At 64.6% G+C, this 22,291-nt stretch carries 21 protein-coding genes and 1 pseudogene; 13 read left to right on the top strand and 9 right to left on the bottom strand.

Going from position 1 to position 22,291, the window contains the following annotated elements; translation table 11 throughout:
- From G9373_RS33885 to G9373_RS33900, 4 genes are all read left to right on the top strand, one after another.
- A partial coding sequence (locus tag G9373_RS33885; protein ID WP_206032975.1) for a hypothetical protein occupies positions 1–522 on the top strand: 522 nt, incomplete at its 5' end.
- Positions 519–1,124, top strand: a complete 606-nt coding sequence (locus tag G9373_RS33890; RefSeq protein WP_167119180.1) for a hypothetical protein — start codon at positions 519–521, stop codon at positions 1,122–1,124. The genes G9373_RS33885 and G9373_RS33890, both read left to right, overlap by 4 nt.
- A gap of 45 nt (positions 1,125–1,169) precedes the next feature.
- Positions 1,170–2,210 (top strand): ABC transporter ATP-binding protein, encoded by a 1,041-nt coding sequence (locus tag G9373_RS33895; RefSeq protein ID WP_167119183.1) that lies wholly within the window; start codon positions 1,170–1,172, stop codon positions 2,208–2,210.
- Positions 2,200–3,534, top strand: coding sequence for an NlpC/P60 family protein (locus tag G9373_RS33900; protein WP_167119186.1), 1,335 nt, complete (start codon positions 2,200–2,202; stop codon positions 3,532–3,534). The genes G9373_RS33895 and G9373_RS33900 overlap by 11 nt, the downstream gene beginning before the upstream one ends.
- 514 nt (positions 3,535–4,048) lie before the next feature.
- Here the strand turns inward: G9373_RS33900 and G9373_RS33905 are convergent.
- From G9373_RS33905 to G9373_RS33920, 4 genes are read right to left on the bottom strand one after another with little or no spacing between them, the layout of a single operon-like run.
- Complete coding sequence (locus tag G9373_RS33905; RefSeq protein ID WP_120660964.1) at positions 4,049–4,810, bottom strand: glucose 1-dehydrogenase; 762 nt, start codon at positions 4,808–4,810, stop codon at positions 4,049–4,051.
- Positions 4,811–4,827: 17 nt separating this feature from the next.
- Positions 4,828–6,624 (bottom strand): acyl-CoA dehydrogenase, encoded by a 1,797-nt coding sequence (locus G9373_RS33910; RefSeq protein ID WP_120660965.1) that lies wholly within the window; start codon positions 6,622–6,624, stop codon positions 4,828–4,830.
- Positions 6,625–6,655: 31 nt separating this feature from the next.
- A complete protein-coding gene (locus G9373_RS33915; protein ID WP_133984120.1) occupies positions 6,656–7,387 on the bottom strand; it encodes an SDR family NAD(P)-dependent oxidoreductase in 732 nt (243 codons plus the stop codon).
- A 20-nt stretch (positions 7,388–7,407) separates the two neighbouring features.
- Complete coding sequence (locus G9373_RS33920) at positions 7,408–8,625, bottom strand: acetyl-CoA C-acetyltransferase (RefSeq protein WP_167119189.1); 1,218 nt, start codon at positions 8,623–8,625, stop codon at positions 7,408–7,410.
- Between the two features lie 153 nt (positions 8,626–8,778).
- Here G9373_RS33920 and G9373_RS33925 point away from each other — a divergent pair, with 153 nt between their 5' ends.
- From G9373_RS33925 to G9373_RS33960, 8 genes are all read left to right on the top strand, one after another.
- Positions 8,779–9,447 (top strand): TetR/AcrR family transcriptional regulator, encoded by a 669-nt coding sequence (locus tag G9373_RS33925; RefSeq protein WP_120661468.1) that lies wholly within the window; start codon positions 8,779–8,781, stop codon positions 9,445–9,447.
- A 406-nt stretch (positions 9,448–9,853) separates the two neighbouring features.
- Positions 9,854–10,135, top strand: a complete 282-nt coding sequence (locus G9373_RS33930) for a hypothetical protein (protein WP_147437017.1) — start codon at positions 9,854–9,856, stop codon at positions 10,133–10,135.
- Between the two features lie 825 nt (positions 10,136–10,960).
- A complete protein-coding gene (locus G9373_RS33935; RefSeq protein WP_120660969.1) occupies positions 10,961–11,722 on the top strand; it encodes an alpha/beta fold hydrolase in 762 nt (253 codons plus the stop codon).
- Positions 11,723–11,859: 137 nt separating this feature from the next.
- Entirely contained in the window at positions 11,860–12,846 is a 987-nt protein-coding gene (locus G9373_RS33940; RefSeq protein ID WP_167119192.1) for an MDR family oxidoreductase, read from the top strand.
- A gap of 412 nt (positions 12,847–13,258) precedes the next feature.
- A complete protein-coding gene (locus G9373_RS33945) occupies positions 13,259–13,438 on the top strand; it encodes a hypothetical protein (RefSeq protein ID WP_120660971.1) in 180 nt (59 codons plus the stop codon).
- 171 nt (positions 13,439–13,609) lie between these two features.
- Positions 13,610–14,509 carry an alpha/beta hydrolase gene (locus tag G9373_RS33950; protein ID WP_167119209.1) on the top strand — a complete coding sequence of 300 codons (900 nt, stop codon included), beginning with the start codon at positions 13,610–13,612 and terminating at the stop codon, positions 14,507–14,509.
- Positions 14,510–14,579: 70 nt separating this feature from the next.
- Positions 14,580–15,020 carry a tautomerase family protein gene (locus G9373_RS33955; protein WP_167119194.1) on the top strand — a complete coding sequence of 147 codons (441 nt, stop codon included), beginning with the start codon at positions 14,580–14,582 and terminating at the stop codon, positions 15,018–15,020.
- Between the two features lie 139 nt (positions 15,021–15,159).
- Positions 15,160–15,972 carry an enoyl-CoA hydratase-related protein gene (locus G9373_RS33960; RefSeq protein WP_133984116.1) on the top strand — a complete coding sequence of 271 codons (813 nt, stop codon included), beginning with the start codon at positions 15,160–15,162 and terminating at the stop codon, positions 15,970–15,972.
- 1,042 nt (positions 15,973–17,014) lie between these two features.
- Here G9373_RS33960 and G9373_RS48350 read toward each other — a convergent pair.
- The gene (locus tag G9373_RS48350) at positions 17,015–17,176 is read right to left on the bottom strand and encodes a hypothetical protein (protein WP_310794461.1); all 162 of its coding nucleotides are present in this window, start codon (positions 17,174–17,176) and stop codon (positions 17,015–17,017) included.
- A gap of 622 nt (positions 17,177–17,798) precedes the next feature.
- Between G9373_RS48350 and G9373_RS33970 the strand changes: the two genes are divergently transcribed.
- Positions 17,799–18,083, top strand: coding sequence for a hypothetical protein (locus G9373_RS33970; RefSeq protein WP_037206360.1), 285 nt, complete (start codon positions 17,799–17,801; stop codon positions 18,081–18,083).
- 155 nt (positions 18,084–18,238) lie between these two features.
- On the opposite strand, the gene G9373_RS33975 is transcribed toward G9373_RS33970, so the two are convergent.
- From G9373_RS33975 to G9373_RS33990, 4 genes and pseudogenes are all read right to left on the bottom strand, one after another.
- Positions 18,239–18,691: a MaoC family dehydratase gene (locus G9373_RS33975; RefSeq protein ID WP_120660975.1), complete on the bottom strand. Its 453-nt coding sequence runs from the start codon at positions 18,689–18,691 to the stop codon at positions 18,239–18,241.
- A gap of 37 nt (positions 18,692–18,728) precedes the next feature.
- Positions 18,729–19,024, bottom strand: a pseudogene (locus G9373_RS46950) (SDR family NAD(P)-dependent oxidoreductase); the annotation flags it as partial.
- A gap of 21 nt (positions 19,025–19,045) precedes the next feature.
- Positions 19,046–19,957, bottom strand: a complete 912-nt coding sequence (locus tag G9373_RS33985) for an MBL fold metallo-hydrolase (protein WP_133984114.1) — start codon at positions 19,955–19,957, stop codon at positions 19,046–19,048.
- Positions 19,958–20,148: 191 nt separating this feature from the next.
- The gene (locus G9373_RS33990) at positions 20,149–22,176 is read right to left on the bottom strand and encodes an acetoacetate--CoA ligase (RefSeq protein WP_167119197.1); all 2,028 of its coding nucleotides are present in this window, start codon (positions 22,174–22,176) and stop codon (positions 20,149–20,151) included.
- Between the last annotated feature and the right edge of the window lie 115 nt (positions 22,177–22,291).

A 22,291-nucleotide genomic window follows, 5' to 3' on the forward strand; every position in this document is an offset into this window, starting at 1 on the left:
CCCCATGACCCCCCCACGCCCGATTCCGAAGGCCCTCGTTCGAGGCGACCGGCCTATTTCCTCCTCGGACTCACACTTGTGCTCTGCGTGCTCGTCCCTGCATGCGCAGTTCTCGGTGTCCGCATCCAGGACGGGCGGCACGCGGCCGAGCGAGACGCGCAGGTCCTCGACACGACCCGGACCGTACTGGCCCAGCTTGTGTCGCTGAACCACAATTCCGCCCAGCAAGATCTCGACCGCATCGCCGCCAACGCCACCGGCCAGTTTCGTGACCAGTTCGACTCTGTCGCCGACAGTTTCGCCCAAGTCCTCGGCAACGGACAAGTCGAATCCACCGGGGAGGTCAAAGCCGCTGGCATCGTCGACGCCAATGACGACACGGCGACAGTTCTCGCCGCCGTCACCTCACTGGTCAAGAACTCCGAAGCTCCAGAAGGTCAACCGAGGGTCTACAGGATGAAAGCAACACTGAATCACATCGACAACCAATGGCTGGTCGCAAGTGTGGAGTTCGTCGCATGAGCACCGCAGTACAGGAACAGAGTGTCCCACCCGCACCGGAGTCGGCCGCGAACACCAGCCGGAGCAGGCGCGCGTTTTCTCTCCCCGGCAGCATCGCGCGGCGACTCACCGGCCTGTCGCACACGAAGCTACGCGTCTTGATTACGGCCGTTGCAGTCCTGACCGTCACGGCCGTGGCCACAGGGGCCGTATTGGTCGTGCAATTGCACAACCAGGCCCGTACGCGCACCGCAGCCGCGGAGGCGACTGCGGCCGCACGCGAGAAAATACCCGCGGTGCTCTCCTACGAGTTCGGTTCACTCGACGACGAATTCTCGTCCGCCACCACGAACCTGACCGGCCCGTTTCGCGACGATTTCGCCGAGCTCGCCCGCAACGTGATCGTGCCCGCAGCACGAGCAGACTCGATCGTCACGAAAGCCGAAGTCGTCGAGATATCCGTCGTCGACACCAATTCGGACAAGGTGACCGTGTTGATGTTCCTCAATCAGAACACCACCAGCACCAAACTCCCGGCGCCCCGCCTCGATGGCAGCCGAGTCACGGTCGAAATGACCCCCATCGCAGGTGGCTGGCTGATCTCCGGCATCACACCGGTCTGATCCCCACCACACAGCAAGCATATTCGCAGCAGGAACGAGGAACACATGGGTGTCGAGGTATCCGTCGAGGGACTGACCAAGTCGTTCGGCTCGCAGAGGATCTGGCAGGACGTCACGTTGACGCTGCCGGCTGGTGAGGTCAGTGCGTTGCTCGGGCCGTCGGGTACGGGTAAGTCGGTGTTTCTGAAGTCGCTGATCGGTTTGCTCCGCCCGGAGCAGGGTTCGATCGTGATCGACGGCACCAACATTCTCGAGTGCTCGTCCAAGGAGCTGTACGAGATCCGGAAGCTGTTCGGGGTGCTGTTCCAGGACGGCGCGCTGTTCGGGTCGATGAACCTGTTCGACAACGTGGCGTTCCCACTACGCGAACACACCAAGAAATCCGAATCCGAAGTCCGCAAGATCGTCATGGAAAAGATGGAACTCGTCGGCCTCCTCGGCGCCGAGGACAAACTGCCCGGCGAGATCTCCGGCGGTATGCGCAAGCGTGCGGGCCTGGCCCGGGCCCTGGTACTCGACCCACAGATCATCCTCGTCGACGAGCCGGACTCCGGCCTGGACCCGGTGCGCACCACCTACATCAGCCAGACGTTGATCGACATCAACGCCGAGATCGACGCGACGATCCTGATCGTCTCGCACAACATCAACCTGGCGCGGACGGTGCCGGACAACATCGGCATGTTGTTCCGCCGGCATCTGGTGATGTTCGGTCCGCGGGAGGTGCTGCTCACCAGTGAGGAGCCGGTGGTCAAGCAGTTCCTGGGCGGCACGATGATCGGTCCGATCGGGATGTCGGAGGAGAAGGACGAGGCCACCATGGCGCAGGAGCAGGCGATGGTCGATGCCGGCCACCATGCCGGTGGTGTCGACGACGTCGAGGGCATCGTCCCGCAGATGAAGGCGACGCCGGGGATGCCGTTCCGGCAGGCCGTGGCCCGCCGTCAGGAACGCGTCCGGCACATCATGCACACCCTGCCGGAGAATGCCCAGATCGCCATCCAGGAAAGCCTCGAGCAGACCTCCGGCGGCTGGTTCCACGACGACGTCACCGCTCCGCTGGAAGTAGCAGGCGATGTCCGTTGATCCGTCGACCCTGATCGTCGCCGTGGTCGCGGCGGCCGGTGCGTTCGTCCAGGGCATGGACGCGCCGCCGCAGGTCGAGGATCAGGCAATGCAGATTCTCGAGTCGTACCCGGCGCCGGCCGTCGACCAGCAGGTGTCCGACGTGATCGCGGTACTGCCCGAGCCGGTGCGCGCACCCGCGCAGCAGGCGGTGGACGACGTCACCGCCGCCGCCGTGACGGCACTGAAACCGCACCTGCCGTCCGGCGCCCTGACACCACGGCCGACGCCCGAACCCGAACCGCAGACACCCGCGGAGCCGGTCGTGCCGCGGTCGGTGCCGGAACCGGAGCCACCGGCATCGGTGTTCCTGTCCAGTCCACCCGTCTACGACGACGAGTCCTCGGCAGGCACCAGCACGGTGCTGCAACCGGTTCCGGCCACGTTTCCCCGCGCGTCGCTGGCCCCGGTCGGCGCGATCGCACTGTTCGCCCCCTGGCTGCGCAAGGCCGGAGCGATCTGCGAAGGAATCAAACCCGCGACACTGGCCGCGCTGTATGCGGCCGAGAACGGGTTCCGGTACGGGCCCACCGCGCCGGTGTCCCCGTCCGGCGCGCTCGGACCGGGCCAGTTCATGCCCGGCACCTGGGCGATCTACGGCAAGGACGCCGACGAGGACGGCGCGGCGGACGTGCTCGGAATCGCCGATCCCGTGATGGCGTCCGGAAATCTGCTGTGCGACATGTACGAACAGATCGATGTGTGGAAACAGCAGGGTCGGGTGTCCGGGGACACGCTCGACCTCACCATCGCGGCATACGACGCCGGGTCCGGCGCCGTCCTTCGATCCGGTGGAATGCCCTCCGGCAGCGCGGACTACGAAAACCAGACCAAACCCTATGTGGCGAAGATCCGGGGCAGCGAGTCGTCCTTCGCCGAACTGCTCACGCCGCTCATCGGACTGCCCCTGGCCGACGGCGTCGGCGGCCGGGTGGTCGAATCGGCGATCCGCTACCTCGGCCTGCCCTACGTGTGGGGCGGCGGCAACGTCGACGGTCCGTCGGGTGGGGGCTTCGACTGCTCGGGACTGACGACGTTCGCGGTCCACGTCGCCGCCGGCATCACTCTGCCCCGCACGTCCGAAACCCAGTGGTCCATCGGGCAGGAGATTCCGATGGACCAGGCCCGGCCCGGTGATCTGCTGTTCGGCAACTGGCAGTCCGGGGGTCCCGGGCACGTCGCCATCTACATCGGCAACGGACAGATGATCCACGCCCCCACTACGGGTGACGTCGTGCGCATCGCGGACGTCTTTCCCGAAATGAAGGCCCGCCGCATCCTATGACCACAAAAGAAAAATCCGTCCAATCTCAGCTCGAACATGAACCGCCCGACTTCTGAAGACAGCGAAAACCGATAAGACAGAACCGGCGAAGATCCAGTGAGAAGAACCATGATCCCCGCACGTCGTGACAAACCAGGACGAAATGAATGGCGAGGCCCTTCACGTCCGTCCTCGATGACAGGCGCTCCTCAGATGTAGATCCTCAAGATTACTTTGGCCTTTCTCGCCGCCTTTTCGCTAGTCATTTATTCCGAAAGACAGGTAAGAATCCGACGAACCCCGAGCAAGCCGGATGGTTCGACAGGCCCGGCGAAACAAGGCCGGCTCTAACGTTGTCCCCCAACGGGGCGGATGACGTTGCACCTACTACCGGCGCCCCCGGACGGGCCCGAATCCGCCCAAACAGCAGTTGAGCGAGATCTCGACTCGTATGCGGGGGAATTAGACCTCGCCCGCATGGATTCGATTCGTGAGCCATACGGATTCTGGCGCCGAGGCTGGTCAGGTGGTGCGGTCACGTGATGGTGATGCCGCCATCGACTACGAGGGTTTGTCCGGTGACGTAGCCGGCTGCGTCGCAGGCGAGCCAGACAAGGGTGGCGGCGAGTTCGGTGGCATCGCCGGTGCGCCCGAGCACCGTCCGTGACGCGAGGCTGTCAAGGTAGCCGTCGTGATATTGGTCGGTCATCTCGGAGGCGAAGAAGCCCGGGGCGAGCGCGTTGACACGAATTCCCTTGCGGGTGCCCCATTGTTGGGCGAGGTCTCGGGTCAGACCGATGATTGCGGCTTTGCTGGCGCTGTAGGCGGCCTGGGGCAGACCGGCGGTGGTGAGCCCGAGGACGCTGGAAATGTTGACGATGGAACTGCCGGGTTGCATGACCTTCCCGCACGCCTGGGCGGTCCAGTAGGAGCCGCCCAGGTTGATGTCGATCACCGAGCGGAACTGGTCGGGGGTTTCGCGGGTGGCGGGGTGGGCGCTGGCGACGCCGGCGTTGTTGACGAGAACGTCGACGCGGCCGAACTCTGTCATTGCCGCGTCGACCAGAGCGGCGCACTGATCCGGATCAGCGATGTCGGTAGCCACGGGCAGGGCCCGGCGGCCGGTGGCACGGACAAGTGCGGCGGTGTCGCCGAGTTTGTCGACGCGACGCGCCGCGAGGACGATGTCCGCGCCGGCCTCGGCGAGGGCCTGAGCGAAGGCCACACCGAGACCGGACGAGGCGCCGGTGACGATGGCGACGCGGCCGTCGAGGCGGAATTTGTCGAGCACACTCATGTGTGATGCCTCCTGGGTCAGAACCAGCTGGGGTTCATGTCGAGAGTTGTCCGGTCTCCGCTGGCCAAGAGATCGAGTTGCGGGCCGACCTTGGGTAGCTCGTGGGTGTAAAAGTAGCGGGCGGCCACGCGCTTTCCGTCGTAGAAGTCACCACTCTTACCCTCGGTGGCGATGAGCTGTTCGAGCCACATCCACGCGATGACCGTGTGTCCGAACGCTTCCAAATAGACCGATGAGTTCGCCAACGCGGTCGTCGCGTCACCGGCCGCCCACAAGGCGGCGGTGATGTCGACGATCCGGTTCCAGACGGTGTCGAGGGCGTCGGCGTAACCGGTGGCGTCGCCACCGAGGGACCGAGCCCGCGCGATGGTCGCGGCGATCTTCGATCCGAGTAACCTCAGCCCTGCACCGTCTTGCATGGTGACCTTGCGGCCCAGCAGATCCAGACCCTGGATCCCATGCGTGCCCTCGTGGATCGGATTCAACCGGTTGTCGCGGTAGTACTGTTCGACGTCGTAGTCGCGGGTGTAGCCGTAACCGCCGTGCACCTGGATCGCGAGGCTGTTGGCTTCGAGGCACCACTGCGAGGGCCAGCTCTTCGCGATCGGGGTCAGGACGTCGAGGAGCAACGTTGCCTCGTCGGCGGTTGCTGCATCCTCGGCGGTGTCCTGCTCGTCCACCAACTGTGAGCAGTAGAGGCCGAGCGCGAGAGCGCCTTCGACGTAGGACTTCTGGGCCAGCAGCATGCGGCGGACATCGGCGTGTTCGATGATCGGAACCGGCGGCGCGGACGGATCCTTGGCGCCGAGCGGGCGGCCCTGGGTTCGGATCGTCGCGTAGTCGAGCGACTTCAGGTATCCCACGTAGCCGAGGGCGGTCGCGAGGAAGCCGACACCGATCCGGGCCTCGTTCATCATCTGGAACATATACGACAGGCCCCGGTGTTCCTGCCCCACGAGAAACCCAATAGCGCCGGACTGTCCTGCCGGGTAATGTTTTCCGTCCCCGAACGCGAGCAGGGTGTTGGTGGTGCCGCGGTTGCCCATCTTGTGGTTGAGGCCCACCAAGGTGACGTCGTTGCGTTCGCCGACCGCGCCGTCGGCGCCGGGAAGGTATTTCGGGACGATGAACAGCGAGATGCCCTTGACACCCGGGCCGCCACCCGGTGTCTTGGCCAGCACCAGGTGCACAATGTTCTCGGTGAGTTCGTGGTCGCCTCCGGAGATCCACATCTTGGTTCCGGTGACCCGGTAGCTGCCGTCTTCCTGCGGTACCGCGCGGGTGGTGATGTCCGCGAGCGAGGATCCGGCCTGCGGCTCGGACAGGCACATGGTGCCGAACCAGCGGCCCTCGAGCATCGGACGGACGTACGCGTCGATCTGCTGTTCGGTGCCGTAGGCCGCGATGAGGTTGGCATTGGCGATCGTGAGGAACGGATAGGACGAGGTGCTGGCGTTGGCGGCCTGGAACCAGGCCATCGCCGCCCGCGCCACCGTGGTGGGCAGCTGCATTCCGCCGACGCTCTCGTCGAATGATCCGGCGATCAAACCGGCCGCCGCGTAGGCGTCGAGCGCCGTCTTGACCTCCGGGATCATCTCGACGGTGCCGTCCGGGCGCATGGTCGGCTCGTGCGCGTCGGCCGTCTTGTTGTGGGGGGCGAAGTGCTTGTGCGCGAGGTCCGCGCTGAGGTCGAGCACCGCGTCGAAGGTGTCCTTCGAGTGTTCGGCGAAGCGTTTGCGGGTGGTCAACGAGGCGACGTCGAGCCATTCGTAGAGCAGGAAATCGAGATCGCGGCGAGAAAGTACATCAGTCATGAGAATCGGTTCCGTTCAAAGGTGGGCTCGCTCAGATGGAGAGTCCGCCGTCGACCGGGAGGACGACGCCGGTGACGTAGCCGGCTTCCTCGGACGCGAGGAAGGCGATGGCGTCGGCCATCTCGGCGGGGTCGGCGAAGCGGGGGATGGGCCCGGTGACCTCGGCGATCTTCTCCTTCGGAATGGAGGCGGTCATCCGGGTCGCGGCGTTCGGGGAGATCGCGTTGACGGTGACCCCGAAAGCAGCGAGCTCTTTCGCGGCGGTCTTGGTGAATCCGATGATCCCGGCCTTGGCGGTGGCGTAGTTGGCCTGCCCGCGGTTGCCGTGCAGTCCGGTGTAGGAGGTGATGTTGACGACCCGCCCGAATTCCTGCTTCCGGAAGTGCGGCACACAGGCCCGGGTGAACCGAAAGGTGCCGCCCGCGTGGACATTGAGGACCTGGTCCCAGTCCTCGTCGGTCAGCTTCCACAGCACCTTGTCGCGCAGGATCCCGGCGTTGTTGATCAGAATGTCCACCCGCCCGGTCTCGGCGATCACGGTAGAGACAACGTTCTCGACGTCACCGGTGTCGCTGACGTCGGCGGGGATGCCGATGGCGCCGACCTCGCGGGCGGCCTTGTCGAGTTCGTCCTTGTCGAAGTCCACCATGAACACGGTCGCCTTGGCCTCGGCGAAGTGGCGGGCCAGGGCCTGGCCGATGCCGCGGGCGGCGCCGGTGACGATGACCGATTTGCCGGTGAAGTCGTAGGTGATGTTGCCCATCGTGTTTCCTGTCTTTCTTCTCAGCTGAGACGTTCGAGGACCATGGCCATGCCCTGTCCGCCTCCGACGCACATGGTTTCGAGGCCGAACTGCTTGTCGTGGGTGGTCAGGTTGTTGAGCAGGGTCGCGGTGATGCGGGCACCGGTCATGCCGAACGGGTGACCGAGGGCGATCGCGCCACCGGACACGTTCAGCTTGTCCTCGTCGATGTTCAACTCCCGCGCCGACCCGATCACCTGCACCGCGAACGCCTCATTGATCTCGAACAGGTCGATGTCGGAGATGCCCAGTCCCGCGATCGCGAGGGCACGCTTGGACGCCTCGATCGGGCCGAGACCCATGATCTCCGGCGACAAACCGGACACCCCGGTGGACACGATCCGGGCCAGCGGGGGCAGCCCCAACTCCTTGGCCTTGGTGTCGGACATGATCACCAGAGCGGCGGCGCCGTCGTTGAGCGGGCACGCGTTGCCGGCGGTCACGGTCCCATCCGGGCGGAACACGGGCCCCAGCTGGCTCACGGCCTCATAGGTGGTGCCGGCGCGGGGACCGTCGTCGGTGGACATGACAGTGCCGTCGGGCAGGGTCACCGGGGTGATCTCCCGCTCGAAGAAACCACTGTTGATGGCGGCCTCCGCCCGGTTCTGCGAGCGCACCGCCCACCGGTCCTGCTCCTCGCGGGTGATGCCGGTGATCTGCGCGACGTTCTCGGCGGTCTGGCCCATCGCGATGTAGGTGTCGGGGACCAGGCCCTCCTCACGCGGGTCGACCCACTGCTGCCCGCCCTGGGCGAGCTTCTCGGTGCGGGTCTGCGCGTCGGCGTACAGCGGGTTCTGGGTGTCGGGCAGTGAGTCGGAGTTGCCCGCGGTGAACCGGGAGACGGTCTCGACGCCGGCGGAGATGAACACGTCGCCCTCACCGGCCTTGATCGCGTGCAGTGCCATGCGGGTGGTCTGCAGCGACGACGAACAGTAGCGGGTGATGGTGGTGCCGGGGATGAAGTCGTAGCCGAGCTGAACGGCGACGTTGCGGCCCATGTTGAAACCCTGCTCGCCGCCGGGCAGGCCGCAGCCCAGGATCAGGTCGTTGATGTCGGTGGGGTCGAGCGCGGGCACCTTGTCGAGTGCCGCCTGGACCATCTGCGCGGCGAGGTCGTCGGGGCGCATGCCCTTGAGCGATCCCTTCATGGCGCGACCGATCGGGGAACGGGCAATGGAAACAATGACAGCCTCGGGCATGAGGAACTCCTACCGATTGATGTGGGAGGGACGGCCGTCGATGCAGACCTGCAGCCCTCGATCCTAAGCAAATGCTTATTTTCTATGCGCTTGCATATACTGGCGGTGTCGGAGGAGACCTGTCAACCCCCGCAAACCGAGAGGCACAGTGCGATGGACGCACCGATACCCACCGTTGTCACGGGGCGGAGTACCTCGAAAGCCGCTGCGCGGATACGCGCCGCGGCCATCGAGGTGTTCGCCGTCAAGGGGTACGGCGCCACCACTACCCGGGAGATCGCCGCCAGCCTCGACATGAGCCCGGGGGCGGTCTATCCGCATTACAAAACCAAGGAGTCGTTGCTGTTCGCCATCAGTCTGGAAGGCCACCGGGCCGCGTTGGAGGTCGTGAGGCAGGCGGATGCGGATACCGATTCAGCGACTGCCAGGTTGGGTTTCACCGTCGCCGCGTATGTAAGGTGGCACGCTGAGAATCATGCTCTCGCGAGAGTCGTGCAATATGAACTGAGATCACTCACGCCTGAACATTTCAAAGAGGTTGTCGACGTCAGACGTGCAACCTCCGGTGTATTCGCTAATATCATCGGCGCCGGCGAGTTGAGCGGTGAATTTCATGCAATCGACAAAGACGCTGCGGTTCTCGCGATTACTTCGCTTGGCGTGGATGTCAGCCGTTGGTTTCCCTCCAACACGCACCCTGATGCGAGCATGCTTGCTCAGCGTTACGCAGAGCTGTCCTTCCGCATTGTGGGCGCAACTGCCTGGGGGGAAAATCGAAATGTAGCGTGTTGCGATGGTTGCCGAAATGGGAAAAGCACCTGAAACGATGCGCATTTGCAATTAGCAATCCGACTCCAGGAATACGCTTGTTGACTATCGACCGTCCGTCTAAGACGTTACGGTCTCATCTTAGGGCAGGCGAAGAATTGGGCCAAGCATCTAAGAATGCCGAGCAAGATGCCATGTTCTAGCGGACTTCCGTCAACACCCGATTCGCTCGGTGGCATTAAGGTATTGCATTCTCTGCACGCCATGGAAAAACATACCATCGCAGTGGTCGAGGGTTTCGCTATCGGCATCGGCGCCACGATGTTAATGCACTGTGATCTAGTATTCGCTGGACGCTCAGCAACCTTCCCATGCCATTTGTCAAATTGGGTCTCAGTCCAGAGAGTGCCTCTACCTTCACGCTACTTCGTATCGCAGGCGACAAACTAGCATCGAAGCATTGCTTCTTGCCGAATACTTCGATTCTTATAAAGCGAAGCAAGCCGGACTGATCAACGACGCGGCGGGGACGCCGACCAGAGGAGAGCCGCCGGACTCGCAGAAGAAGAAGAAGAAGCCGCCCGCATGCGCGCCGACCTCGACCAAGCCCGGCACCCGGCAGATGCGGTCACCGGCAAGGGGCAGCCATCCCAAGGCACCCAAGGGCCGAAGCAGACATGGCAAATCTACGGAGCCATCCGTGATTGCCGAGTTGCACGCTCGACGGGCGTTCTCGGAATGAGCAGCAGTACTGGGTACATCTCCGCACGACAAATCTCATCGAATCTACCTTTGCGAGAGTGCGTTTGCGGACCAGGGGGCCGGGGGCGTGGGCGGTCGAAATCACCCCGGAACTGTCAAACCGGACACCCGAAGACCGAAGTCGCCTGACGACTCCCGATCCACAGGATTTGACGATTCCTCCAGGGCCCGACCTTCTCGTTCAGACAATTCGGCCAGTCCCGCTCGTGATAGAACGTGGCGGATCTGTACATCCACACGGCGCCCCCGTCCCTTCGAGTCTATGCTCCAGAACTTTACCTTCTAGTGAACCGCAACAGTTTACGGAAGGACACTCGATGCCTTGTGAGCTTGTCGGATTCTGCCCTGACGACATGGCCTTGCCGGGGTGGTTCTATCCAGCGGCGAGCGCGCTGTTTCGCGGCGTCCGGGCCGTGGCTCCCGGCGTGTCCGCCGTCGTCGCAGACGTGCACCTAGACGACCAGGCTGGAACCCGTTCCCGCGCAACGGCTGAATGTCACCGCAGTTGCAGCCCGCGCGATCGATTGCCGCGGCAGGACATCGCCCCATTGTCCGAGGTCCAGACCACAGCCACGCGGTCACGCATGTCACCGGGCGCAACAACGTGGATGCCGCCCGTGGTCGGCGTCTGGGTCTCCAAGCCACGGCGTCGGCAGATGAGACGGGCGGGGGATATCTCGCTCGACCTCGAATGGGTCGCATCCGTCTCCAGGCCTCGAGCGCCGGCTACCCCCCGGTCGTCATAGAACAAGCCCTTCCTTGCGGCGCAATCACCCACACACCCGACAGCAAACGGAGAAGTGTCATGACAATCGTCCTGGTCCACGGAAATCCAGAAACCGACGTCATTTGGCGACCCATGCTCCGAGAGCTGGGACACGATGATGTCATCTGCCTCTCTCCCCCCGGGTACGGGGCGCCCGTACCGGACCGGTTCGGTGCCAGCTGGATCGAATACCGTGACTGGTTGATCAGCGAGCTGGAAGCGATCGGCCATCCAGTGCACCTCGTGGGACACGACTGGGGTGGAGTCCACGTCATGAATACGGCGATGAGCCGGCCAGACCTATTGCTATCCTGGACCATCGACGTCATGGGCGGGTTCGACCCCGAATATGTCTGGCACGACTTGGCGCAGGAATGGCGCACCATCGACAGCGGCGAGGCAGCCACCAAGGCGTTCCTCGGCGAGACGGTTGAAGACCGAATCCAGACCAACCTGTCCTTGGGGATCCCGGAACAGACTGCCAAGGAGCTGGCGGTAGGGCAGGACCAGACCATGATGCGATGCCTTCTCGCCCTCTACCGGTCGGCACCCGAACCGATCCTGAAGCACATGGCAGCGCACCTCGCAGACGCGTCGGCAGTGCCGGGCCTCGTTGTCATCGCCACCGAAGACAACTTCGTCGGAAACGTCGAGATGCGGCGTCGCGCGGCTGTGCGCACGGGCGCAACGGTGGTCGAACTTCCTCTGCAGCACTGGTGGATGCTCCAGGATCCGAAGCTCGCAGCCAAGACACTCACGAACTTCTGGAGCTCTGTACCGGTGGCCGACGCGCACGTATAGGCACCAAACGGCGACACCCGTCCGCCACGTCGTTGCCTTCGGTCAGCGATCGCTTTGCAATCCACATGACGCGAGCGCTTCGGAGCCACCGCCCGACTCGGACGCGTTAGTTCCACAATCCACGGAAAGGCACCACGATGCGTGCACTGCAGATAACGAAGGACGAAGCCGGACAACGCGCCGAGCTGACGCAGATCCCCGACAACGAACTCGGCGAAGGAGATGTCACCATCGCCATCGAGTACTCGACAGTGAACTTCAAGGATGGCCTCGGCATCACTGGTGCCGCTCCTGTCATTGAGCGGTTCCCGATCGTCGCCGGCATCGACCTGGCGGGCACCGTCGAGGAAGCAACTGCCGAATCGGGGTTCGTCGCCGGCGACAAGGTCACCGTCAACGGATGGGGGCTCGCCGTGCACCACAACGGGGGGCTCGCGACGCGGGCCCGAGTGCCCGCAGGCTGGGTGACGAGGCTTCCGGGGCGATTCACGACCTGGGATGCGATGGCAATCGGGACGGCCGGCTACACCGCTGCGCTCTCCGTCCTGGCGCTTCGACGTCATGACGTGCTTCCAGCCGACGGCCCGGTGATCGTGACAGGGGCCGCAGGAGGCGTGGGCTCAGTTGCCATTGCGCTGCTCTCAACCCTCGGCTACGAGGTTCACGCGTCGACCGGGCGCCGGTCCGAAGACTCCTACCTCCTTGACTTGGGGGCGTCCACCGTGATTGATCGGGCTGACCTGTCCAGCCCCGCCAAAGGCTTGCTCGGCGCCGAACGGTGGGCCGGCGCGGTCGACACCGTAGGCAGCCACACCCTGGTGAACGTTCTTCGCCAGATTCACTACGGAGGTGCTGTTGCCAACTGCGGACTGGCGCAAGGATTCGACCTACCGGGCTCAGTCATTCCTTTCATCCAACGAAGCGTGACGCTAATCGGGATCGACTCTGTCCACGCCCCGACGCGCAGCCGCACTCACGCCTGGGACCTACTCGCTGAGCATCTGGACGCTGGCCTCTTGAAGGAGATGACCACCACCGTTCCCCTGGACCAGGCGGTCGCAGTGGCCAAGCGCGTCCTCGACGGAGCGGTACGCGGGCGCACCGTAGTCGACGTCAAGGCCTGACGCATCACACGTGGCCTGACGGATGTTGGCCGGCCTTGCTCGGCCGGTCAACAATCCGTCGGGTCATCGCGGCCGGTCGTTCGAAGCATCAGCTCGCGCGGGGTCCGGATCGGTACGTCTAAAAAGGGAGCCGGCGTTGGCCTCGGGACGTCGCCGAGATATAAACGGCCAGCGGTGCAGCGGTCGTTCGCGCCACAGGTGCGGCAACTCCTGGCAGCATGCCGGAGATGCCTGCCACGGTGGTCGCTGAGTGGGTCGGTCGCCGTGGTTTCGGGACGATGCGTCGCAGCAGCAGTTCGGCGAGATCCCGCGTCGAACGCCTGACCCTTACCCAAGATCAGCCCCGGTCTATTCGACCGACTCGATGCCGATCGGCCATCGATGCTGCCCTGCCGCCAGTCACAGGCGGTCGGTGAGTCAACCGGTCCGGCTGGGACGCCGCTACCACCTCCAAGTCGGCAGCGGCAGCTGCTCCGTCGACCCGACGGTGATCAGCCGCTTCGTCGACCCGACGGTGATCAGCCGCTTCGTCGACGTGATCGCAAATATATCCCCGCACCGAAGCTCGTCACTCACGTTGCTGCGGCGTTAGATGCTGCGCGAGCACTGCAAAGCGAGCCCGACGTCGATGGTTTCGTCGCCGAGCGAACGGCAGACCGCGGATGGCGGACGTGTACTCGGAGTGGGCGCAAGCGTCCCTTCAATGGTGTGTCCCACGTCACTACCTTCTTCAACAAGCGTACGGATGTCGGAAGGATCTTTAATGCCACGTGAGGATATTGAATTCTCAGCGGACAATGTCACTTTGCGCGGATGGTTCTATCCCGCAGAAGGGGCCGATTCCAAGGGCCCACTGGTGGTGATGGTGCATGGTCTGTCCGCCGTCAAGGAGATGTATCTCGACGACTACGCCGAGTTGTTTTCCCGAGCGGGACTGAATGTTCTGGTGTACGACCACCGAAACTTCGGCGCAAGCGACGGCGTTCCGCGCCAGCACATCGATTCGATCACCCAGGCCCGCGACCTTCGCCACGCCATCACGTATGCGACTGGCCGCGAGGACGTCGACCCCGGCCGTGTCGGCATCTGGGGATCCAGCCATGGCGGCGGCCTCGTGCTGAGCGTGGCCGCGGTCGATCGCCGGGTGCGAGCCGTTGTCGCTCAGGTCCCCTTCATCAGCGGGTCCGGCCAGATGACGCGGCTCGTTCGCCCCGACTTTCTGCCAACGGTGCGCGCCCAGCTGGACGGCGAACGACGCAACCTCTACCACGGCGGGGAGCCCACGCTCATGCCGGCCGTCGACGCCGATCCGCTGGCTCCCGCGCTGATGTCCAGCACCGAATCCTGGGAGTTCTTCACTAAAACCGCGCAGGACAGGGCTCCGTCTTGGCGGAACGAGGTGACCCTCGGTTCCCTCGAGCGGATCGTCGAGTTCGAGCCCGGCGATGGAATCCACCGAATCTCACCGACCCCACTACTGATGATTGTGGCTGACCAAGACATCAGTGCATACGCAGAACTTGCCTTCGAGGCCTACGAACGGGCCCTGCAGCCCAAACAGTTGGTCGTGCTGCCATGTGGTCACTTCGATGTCTACACGGGTGCCGCATTCGAGGCGTCGTCAAAGACTGCGTGCGAACACTTTCTACGCGTCCTGGCGTAGAAACCCACACCGAAGCAATCGCTGACGCGGCACAAGGCCCGCCGCACCAATCCAATGAGGAGGAACCGCCATGCCGTACTGGGAGATCTTCACCCCCGAGAACGCCTTCACCCCCGAGGACAAGGAGCAGCTGTCCGAGGCAATCACTTCGATCTATGTGAACATCGTCGACGTCCCTAAGTTCTATGTCGTTGTCCTCTTCAAGGACATGCCGGCCGACACCATGTACGTCGGCGGCAAGGCGAACGACAACTTCGTTCGGATTCGAGTCGATCACATCGCCCGGAACGGCGGCACCGCGGAGGAACGCGCGGGGTTCATGAGCGTCATCGAGGCCAAGCTTGCACCCTTCGTCAAGGACCGCGGCCACGACTGGGAGATCCACATCGACGAGACGCCCTTGGATCTCTGGCGCACGCAGGGCCTCATTCCGCCACCGGCATTTTCCGACATGGAGAAGCTCTGGGCCAAGGAGAACCGGCCCGTCCCGTACGAGCTCTCCGCATCGTGATCGACGATCCCGGGGCACGCCGGCTGTGTGCCCTGGGACCTTGTCAGACCGGGGTCTCCTACCGCCGGTCGCACCGATGGGCGCAACACCGCGAACTACTCGCAGATCACCGAACCACCACGAGGAGAGGATCACAGACATGACCGAGACGACAGCTCCGCCCGGGACCGACGTCGTCCTCACGCAGCGGCGGGGAGGTGTCTTGATCCTCACGCTGAATCGTCCCGACCGGTTCAATGCCTGGAATGAGGCGTTGGAGAAGCGCTACTTCGCGCTGCTCGACGAAGCTGAGTCGGATCCGGAGGTGCGTGCGGTCGTGGTGACCGGAGCCGGTCGCGGGTTTTGTGCCGGTGCTGACATGGACGACCTGGAGGGGCTCGTGGAGAGCGGTGACTTCGGTGCGATGGTGCGGCGTGATCCCCCGCGCCACCGACCGCTGCTGTTCGGCAAGCCGCTTGTCGCTGCGATCAACGGCGCAGCCGCCGGCCTTGGCCTCATCGAGGCGTTGTACTGCGACGTTCGGTTCTCCACCCCGAAGGCAAAGTTCACCGCCGCCTTCTCCCGCCTCGGCCTCATCGGCGAGTACGGCGTCGCCTGGTTGTTGCCGCGCCTGGTGGGCCGAAGTCGCGCCCTGGACATCCTGCTCTCATCCCGGGTGATCCTCGGCGAAGAGGCTCTTCAGCTGGGGCTGGTCGACCGGATCGTCGCGCCCGAGATGCTGCTCGACGCGGCGGTCGCCTACGCCGAGGAGCTGGCCGACAACTGCTCTCCGGCCGCGATGCGGACGATCAAGCGGCAACTGCTCCAGGCCAACGACAGCACGTTCGCGGAGGCCATCGAGGAGGGCGACCAACTGATGCTCGAGGCGCTCAACGCCCCAGACTTCAGAGAGGGGCTTGACAGCTATCTCGAGGGTCGGCCACCAACTTTCTCCGGCCTCGCCATCTCCTGATAGCGGCCAAGGTGGGCATCCCAGGTCTGGGGATGCCCACCATGGATCCGCGCTGGTAGGGAAGTGGCCGCGCTGGTAGGGAAGTGGCCTGCTCACCGGCGACCGTTCTTCAGCGAAGGCGTGCGGCCTCCTCGCATTCTCGGTGTTCGCACCGGCCTGCACATTGCGGAAGGCCCGGCCGCGCTCTCGATGCGGTCCACCCCGGTCTCGTTCGCTGACCAAGTGCCCCCGCCAAAGACTTGCGGCGTCCATAGCGGAAGTCCTTCACGAGTCGCTCGCTCTTCTCGACGCCGCGGCGTAGCCGATGATTCAGCTCGCCGAACGCGAGAGCTACCAGGAAGGTCTGGCCTTCCGTGCGCGAGGCCGCCCGTGCGCCGAGACCGCACGCCGCCATCCATGACGACGACTTCTGCTGGCGGACAGGGTCGAGTGCGTCACTACCAGGCCGGAATGAGAGCGCAAGGTTGCCTGGCCTGCCCATCGGTGCTCCCGTGCGGCCGCCTGATGACGTAACTCGTTGCGCGCCAACGCACTCTTGTGCACCTCGTCGGGGTCCGCTCGGCGAGCCGCAGCGTGCGGATCTGCACGTAGGCGCTGGAGCGGAAAATCCCGTGACAGGCCCGCGGCGCCGTGCACATGGATCGCCTTTGTCCAGGATCCACTGCACCGTGCTTGGGGCGGCGATCTTGATCGCCTGGATCTCCGTGTGGGTTCCCGTGTTTGCCGCCGGTGTCCATGAGCAGCAGCCGTAGCTACTCGATGCGGACGCGCGACTCCGCTATCCACTGCCGCACGACCCCCTGCACTGTGACCTGCTTTCCCGAACGCCACACGGAATCGGCGCGTTCACACATGAGCTCATCGCGCGCCCGGCCACACCGATCGAGCGCATGCAGTGGTGATCCGGCCGGGACCCAGTCGGGCCTGCGCAATGGCGGAACCCCGGCCATCGTCCCCGATCAGGTTGCTCGTGGGCACGCCGACGTCGTGGAACTCCAGCTCGGCGTGCCCGCCGTGCTCATTGTGTCGCACCTAAACGCAGTCATGCCGCGCTTAATCTCCAGGCCGGGGTGTCGCGCGGCACCAGGATCTTCGACTGCTGCCGGTGCCGATCCTCGCCGGGGTCGGTCTTTCCCAAGACGATGAGGATCCGGGCGTTGTGGTTCATCGCTGCGGTGATCCACCACTTGCGACCGTTCGCCACGTACTCGTCGCCGTCGCGCTCGATCAGCGTGGGACGTTGGTGGCGCCGGAGGAAGCGACGTCCGGCGCCGTCAGGCGAACGCCGATCGGATCTCCGCGTCGGCGCCGAACATCGCCGGCACCTCCGTATCGCCCGTGTCTGGTGCGGCGCAGCTGAGCGCTGGTGGCGCGAGTGGATCGACCGCTCGGTGAACTCGGCAAGTGACGCATACTGCAGGTTGGACAGGCCCGCGCCGTGCTAGGCGGGGAGGAAAAGATTCCACAGACCGCGTCAAAGGTGAACTCCATCAGCACCGCCCTTGATTGACACGAGGCCGGTATCGAGGAGCGTAGGGACGACCTCGTCCAACCGCTCGAAACACGACACACGGTCTGGCCGCGCAGTACGTGCAAGTCCCGGTCCGGTATGCCCTCGAGGATTACCGTTAGTTTGAAGGCCGCGAGTCCCACGTAGAAGCCGAAGTCGGAGAAGTCCCGGAAGCTGCGGTCGGCGTACCGCGCCAGCAACTCGTCCTCGGTGAAGAAGCCGGGCGCGGTAAATGCGTCGGCGAGGACGTCGCCGCCAGTGCACCGAGCCAGCAGTAGAGCACGAGCAGCGCGACGTCGGTCAGCAGGTCGCGAGCGTGGCCATCTCCCAGTCGATGACCGCGAACCAGCTGGTCGCGGTCGTCCGTGAGCACGTTGTCGGAGCCTGTAGTCGCCGTGCACGATGCCCGCCGCCGACGGCACCGGCGGTGACATGGCAAGTCGGTCGGGAGCGGCTCCTGCGCCGCGGACAGGTCGCGGCCAATCGACGCGTCGAACTACTTCTTCTAACGCCGGATCTGGCCTCCGAGGAAGCCCTCGCGGCGACCGAAGTCGGTGAGGCCCACACCGCGGCCGGGTCGACGCCGTCGATGACTTCGTAGGTGAGGTTCCACTTGGCTCCAGCGACTAGGGTCGCGGAAAGCTCGGCGTCCCTGGCCGACTGGACGCCCTCGGCGAATCAGTCACCGAAACGGGCGAGGTCGAGACCGGGCGGTGCCGTTTCCGCCCAGGGAGCAGACTGTTCCCTATTCCCCGATCACGCGACCAGGACGCTCAGCGTCTCGGCGACGCAGACCGGCTTGTCGCCGCCCTCTCGCTCGACCGTCACGCGGGTGGTCAACTGGTGTCCCGCCGGCGTCTCGAGGATCTTGACGAGCTCCACGCCCGCGCGAAGCCGGGACCCAACGGGCACGGCGGAGGGGAACCGAACCTTGTTGGTGCCGTAGTTCACGCCCATCCGTAGCCCCTCCACCGTGTAGACCTGCCAGACCAGCATGGGAACGAGCGACAAGGTCAGGTAGCCGTGGGCGATGGTCGTCCCGAACGGACCTCCCTTCGCCCGCTCCGGGTCGACGTGGATCCACTGGTGGTCGCCCGTGGCCTCGGCGAACCGGGCGATCTGCTCTTGAGTGACGGTATGCCAGTCAGAGAAGCCGACATGGGTGCCGACCGACTTCTCCAGCTGCTCGATGCCGTGAAAGACCTTCACTGCGTACTCCTCGCGTGTTTCGGGGTTGACCGTCGGCTCAGCTCTGTGGACCGCCGGCGACGTACAGGACTTGGCCGGAAGTGAACGCGGCACCCTCGCTGACGAAGAAGGACACGGCCGGGGGCGACCGCGTTCACGGACACCCCGAATCTGCCGAGCTCGATGGCGAGCGTCTTCGTGAACCCTGCAGGCCGCCTTCGCCGCCGCGTAGTTCGCCTGGACGCGATAGGCGAGCGCCGAGGTGCTCGACAGGTTGACGATCGGGCCCCATCAAGTGTTCGTCATGTGTCCCTGTACCTCGCGAGACATCAGGAACGAGCCACGCAGGTGTACGCCTGGCCCCGCGTGATGGAGTCACGGTTCGATGTCTGCCGCGGTCGTACCTGACTCGCGGAACTGGATCGCACTCATGGCCGAGAACTGCAGGGTCCAGAGATTTCCGTGGCGGGGGTACTTCGCCGACATGATGCGGACCAAGTCCTCCGCATCGGCCGCAACATCGTAGGCAGCCGCGAAGTCCTCGATGTAGGCACGTGTTTCGGCGATCATGGCATCGACGGCGTGGTCGTCGCCGTCAGGCCTGCGGTGGCCGGCGACGATCACCTTGGGTGCCAGCTTCTCCACCAGGTCCACGGTCTCGAGCCAGTCTTGCCATTCCTTGGGCGTCGACAGGCCGAGCATTGGGTGGATCTCGTTGTAGATGGAGTCACCGGCAACGACGACATCGATCTCCGGAACGTGCACGATTGTCGTGGGATGGATGTCGGCCTGCTTCACCTCGACGATGTTGAGAGGCGAGCCGTCAACATAGAGCGTCCGGTCGTTGATCGGCTCAGGGAGCGCCTCTCCCACCACGCAGGCGTCACCGAACATCATCGCCCACTGCTGTCGTTGTACTTCCATGGATTCCTTCATGGCCTCGACCACGTGGGGCAGCGCAACACACTTCGCGTCCGGGAACCGCTCCTTGAGGGGACCGATACCCAAGTAGTGATCGGCGTGGGCGTGCGTCACGTAGATCGTCGTGAGTGTCTTCCCGGTACGCTCGATCAGGTCGCCCAGGTCCCGGACATCATCCCTGAGATACTGCGCATCGACGAGCACAGCTTCGGTCGGACCGGTGATCAACGTCGCAGTGGTCGGCGAGAACGTCCCGCGGGGAATTTCAGGCCAGTCGCCCGCGGGGATCTTGGGCCAGCGACCGACGTACACGGTCGCTCGGATCGGCGGGGCGGCTGCGGCGGGCGGGCGGATGTCGGTATCCATGAAGTACCTCCAGAATGGGAGTGATTGGTCAGTGGCAGCGGGGTGGGTCTCCGACCCACCGCAGTTAGATCAACGGTATGAGCGCGCCGTTTCCGGGACATAGGTTGGCCATGCCGGACACCGGTACACAGCCGCCACGATTCGCTCGGCGTGACGAACCGGCGCCATGGCCAGTAGGTCGTCTCCCTTGGTCATGCGCCATGCACCGGTGAGTTCGCAGCACGGGTGGCTGCGTAGCGGGCGAAGGTTTCCAGAAGGGACGGGTCGTCGATCGATCGTGCTTCGGCGACCGCGGCGACGTCGTTTCCTTGCAGGATGCGCTTGACCGGGACTTCGAGCTTCTTGCCCGTTCGGGTGTGCGGGATCGCCCTGACGACGATCACGTCGTCTGGCACGACTCGGGGCGAGACCGCCTCGCGGATCCGCCCGACAATGCGCTCGCGAAGCGCGTCATCGAGCTCGGCGTGATCGGACAGTGCGACGAACAGCGGCATCCAGTACTCACCGTTCTGCTGCTCCGCCCCGATGACGAGAGCTTCCTCTACCTCCGCAAGTTCTTCGACGACGCGATAGATGTCGGCGGTACCGAACCGGATCCCGTTACGGTTCAGCGTGGAATCAGACCGTCCGTGGACGATCACGGTGTTTCGTTCGGTGATGGTGACCCAGTCACCATGCCGCCAGACCCCGGGGTAGCTCTCGAAATAGGTCTCTCGGTAGCGGGCCCCGTCGCGGTCGTTCCAGAATCTGGTCGGCATGGACGGCATCGGTTGTGTCACCACCAACTCGCCCACGGCATCGCGCAGGCTTCGGCCGTCGGCGTCCCACGAGTCAAGGGCCACGCCCAGGTATGGGGCCGAGATCTCGCCTGCCCGCACCGGCAGGATCGGCACGAAGCCCGCGAACCCGCTGGCGACATCGGTCCCCCCTGTCACCGAGGCGAGCGGCACATCGCGGCCGACGTGATCGGCAATCCAGAAGTGCAACTCGGGAGGTACCACGGATCCGGTGGCCCCGAGGGTCCTCAGTCGACGCAGATCGTGGTCGGTGCCGGGCGACCGGCCCGCTCGGGCGCAGGCCTGGAGGTAAGCCGGGCTCGTGCCCAGCACGGTGACCTCGTGCCGGGCTGCGAGCGCCCACAGCGCGTCGTCGGTCGGGTACGACGGACTTCCGTCGTAGCAGACGATCGTCGCGCCGACGAGGAGGCCGCTCACGAGGGAGTTCCAGACCATCCAGCTCGGCGAGGTGTACCACAGGTACGTGTCGGAAGTCCCTAGGTCGAGATGGAGGGCCAGGGCTTTGAGGTGCTCGAGCACGACTCCACCGTGGCCGTGAACAAACCCCTTCGGCTTCCCGGTCGTACCCGAGGAGAACAGCACCCAGAGGGGGTGGTCGAACCGCACGTGCGCGGGAGTCATGGCCAGCCCACCCCCTGTGACTGCCTCCACCCAGGGCGTGGTGCCTGCGGGAACACTCGTACCAGAGTGAAGTCGATCGACGACGAGCACCTCACGCAGCGTCGGCATCCCGGCCTGCAGGGCCGGCAGGGCCGCGAGGCGGTCGACCTCGCGTCCGCCGAAGCGGTAGCCGTCGGCCGTGACGAGGACCACCGGTGCGAGCTGTCCGAGGCGGTCGACAACCGCCTCGGGTTGATAGTCCTGTCCGCAGCACGACCAGGTCGCTCCAACGCTCGCGGTGGCGAGGAAGGCGATGACCGCCTCGGCAACGTTGGGGAGGTATCCGACCACACAGTCACCCTCTCCCACGCCCCGGTCGCGCAGCCAGCTCGAAAGCGCGGACACCTGGCGGGCGAGTTCGGTCCAGGAAACCGTCCGCGGCCCGGGCCCGCCAGGTTCGGAATCGTCGATGATCGCTGGGCGGGATGACTTGGCGTGGCTCAGCACCGTGTCGACATAATTTAGCCGCGAGCCGGGAAACCATTGGGCAAGGGGCATCTCCCGTGTTGCCAGCACCGGGCCAACACCGGTCGTGCGCACTCCGAAGTAGTCCTTCATGGACGCCCAGAACTCCTCCAGGCTGGTCACTGACCATTCCCACAAGGATTGGTAGGAGGTGGCCTCGAATCGGCCGGTCGCCTGGAGCCAGTCGATGAAGTCACTGATCCGGGCACTGGCGATTCGTTCTGCCGAGGGCGACCAGGCGATGTCCCCGGGTGCGCTCGCACCCACCTCCACGATCGCGTCCGTTCCGAAATTCACACTGAACAATTCTTCCAGGCCTGGTCACTCAAAGGATGAAAACGCTGCGAAGCAGACGCATAGGACGCAGATGACGCATCGAGGACCCCTCCGTCAAGTGCCCTTGGCAGGCAGA

The sequence above is a fragment of the Rhodococcus sp. A14 genome (assembly GCF_011603105.1).
Lineage (GTDB): Bacteria > Actinomycetota > Actinomycetes > Mycobacteriales > Mycobacteriaceae > Rhodococcus_F > Rhodococcus_F opacus.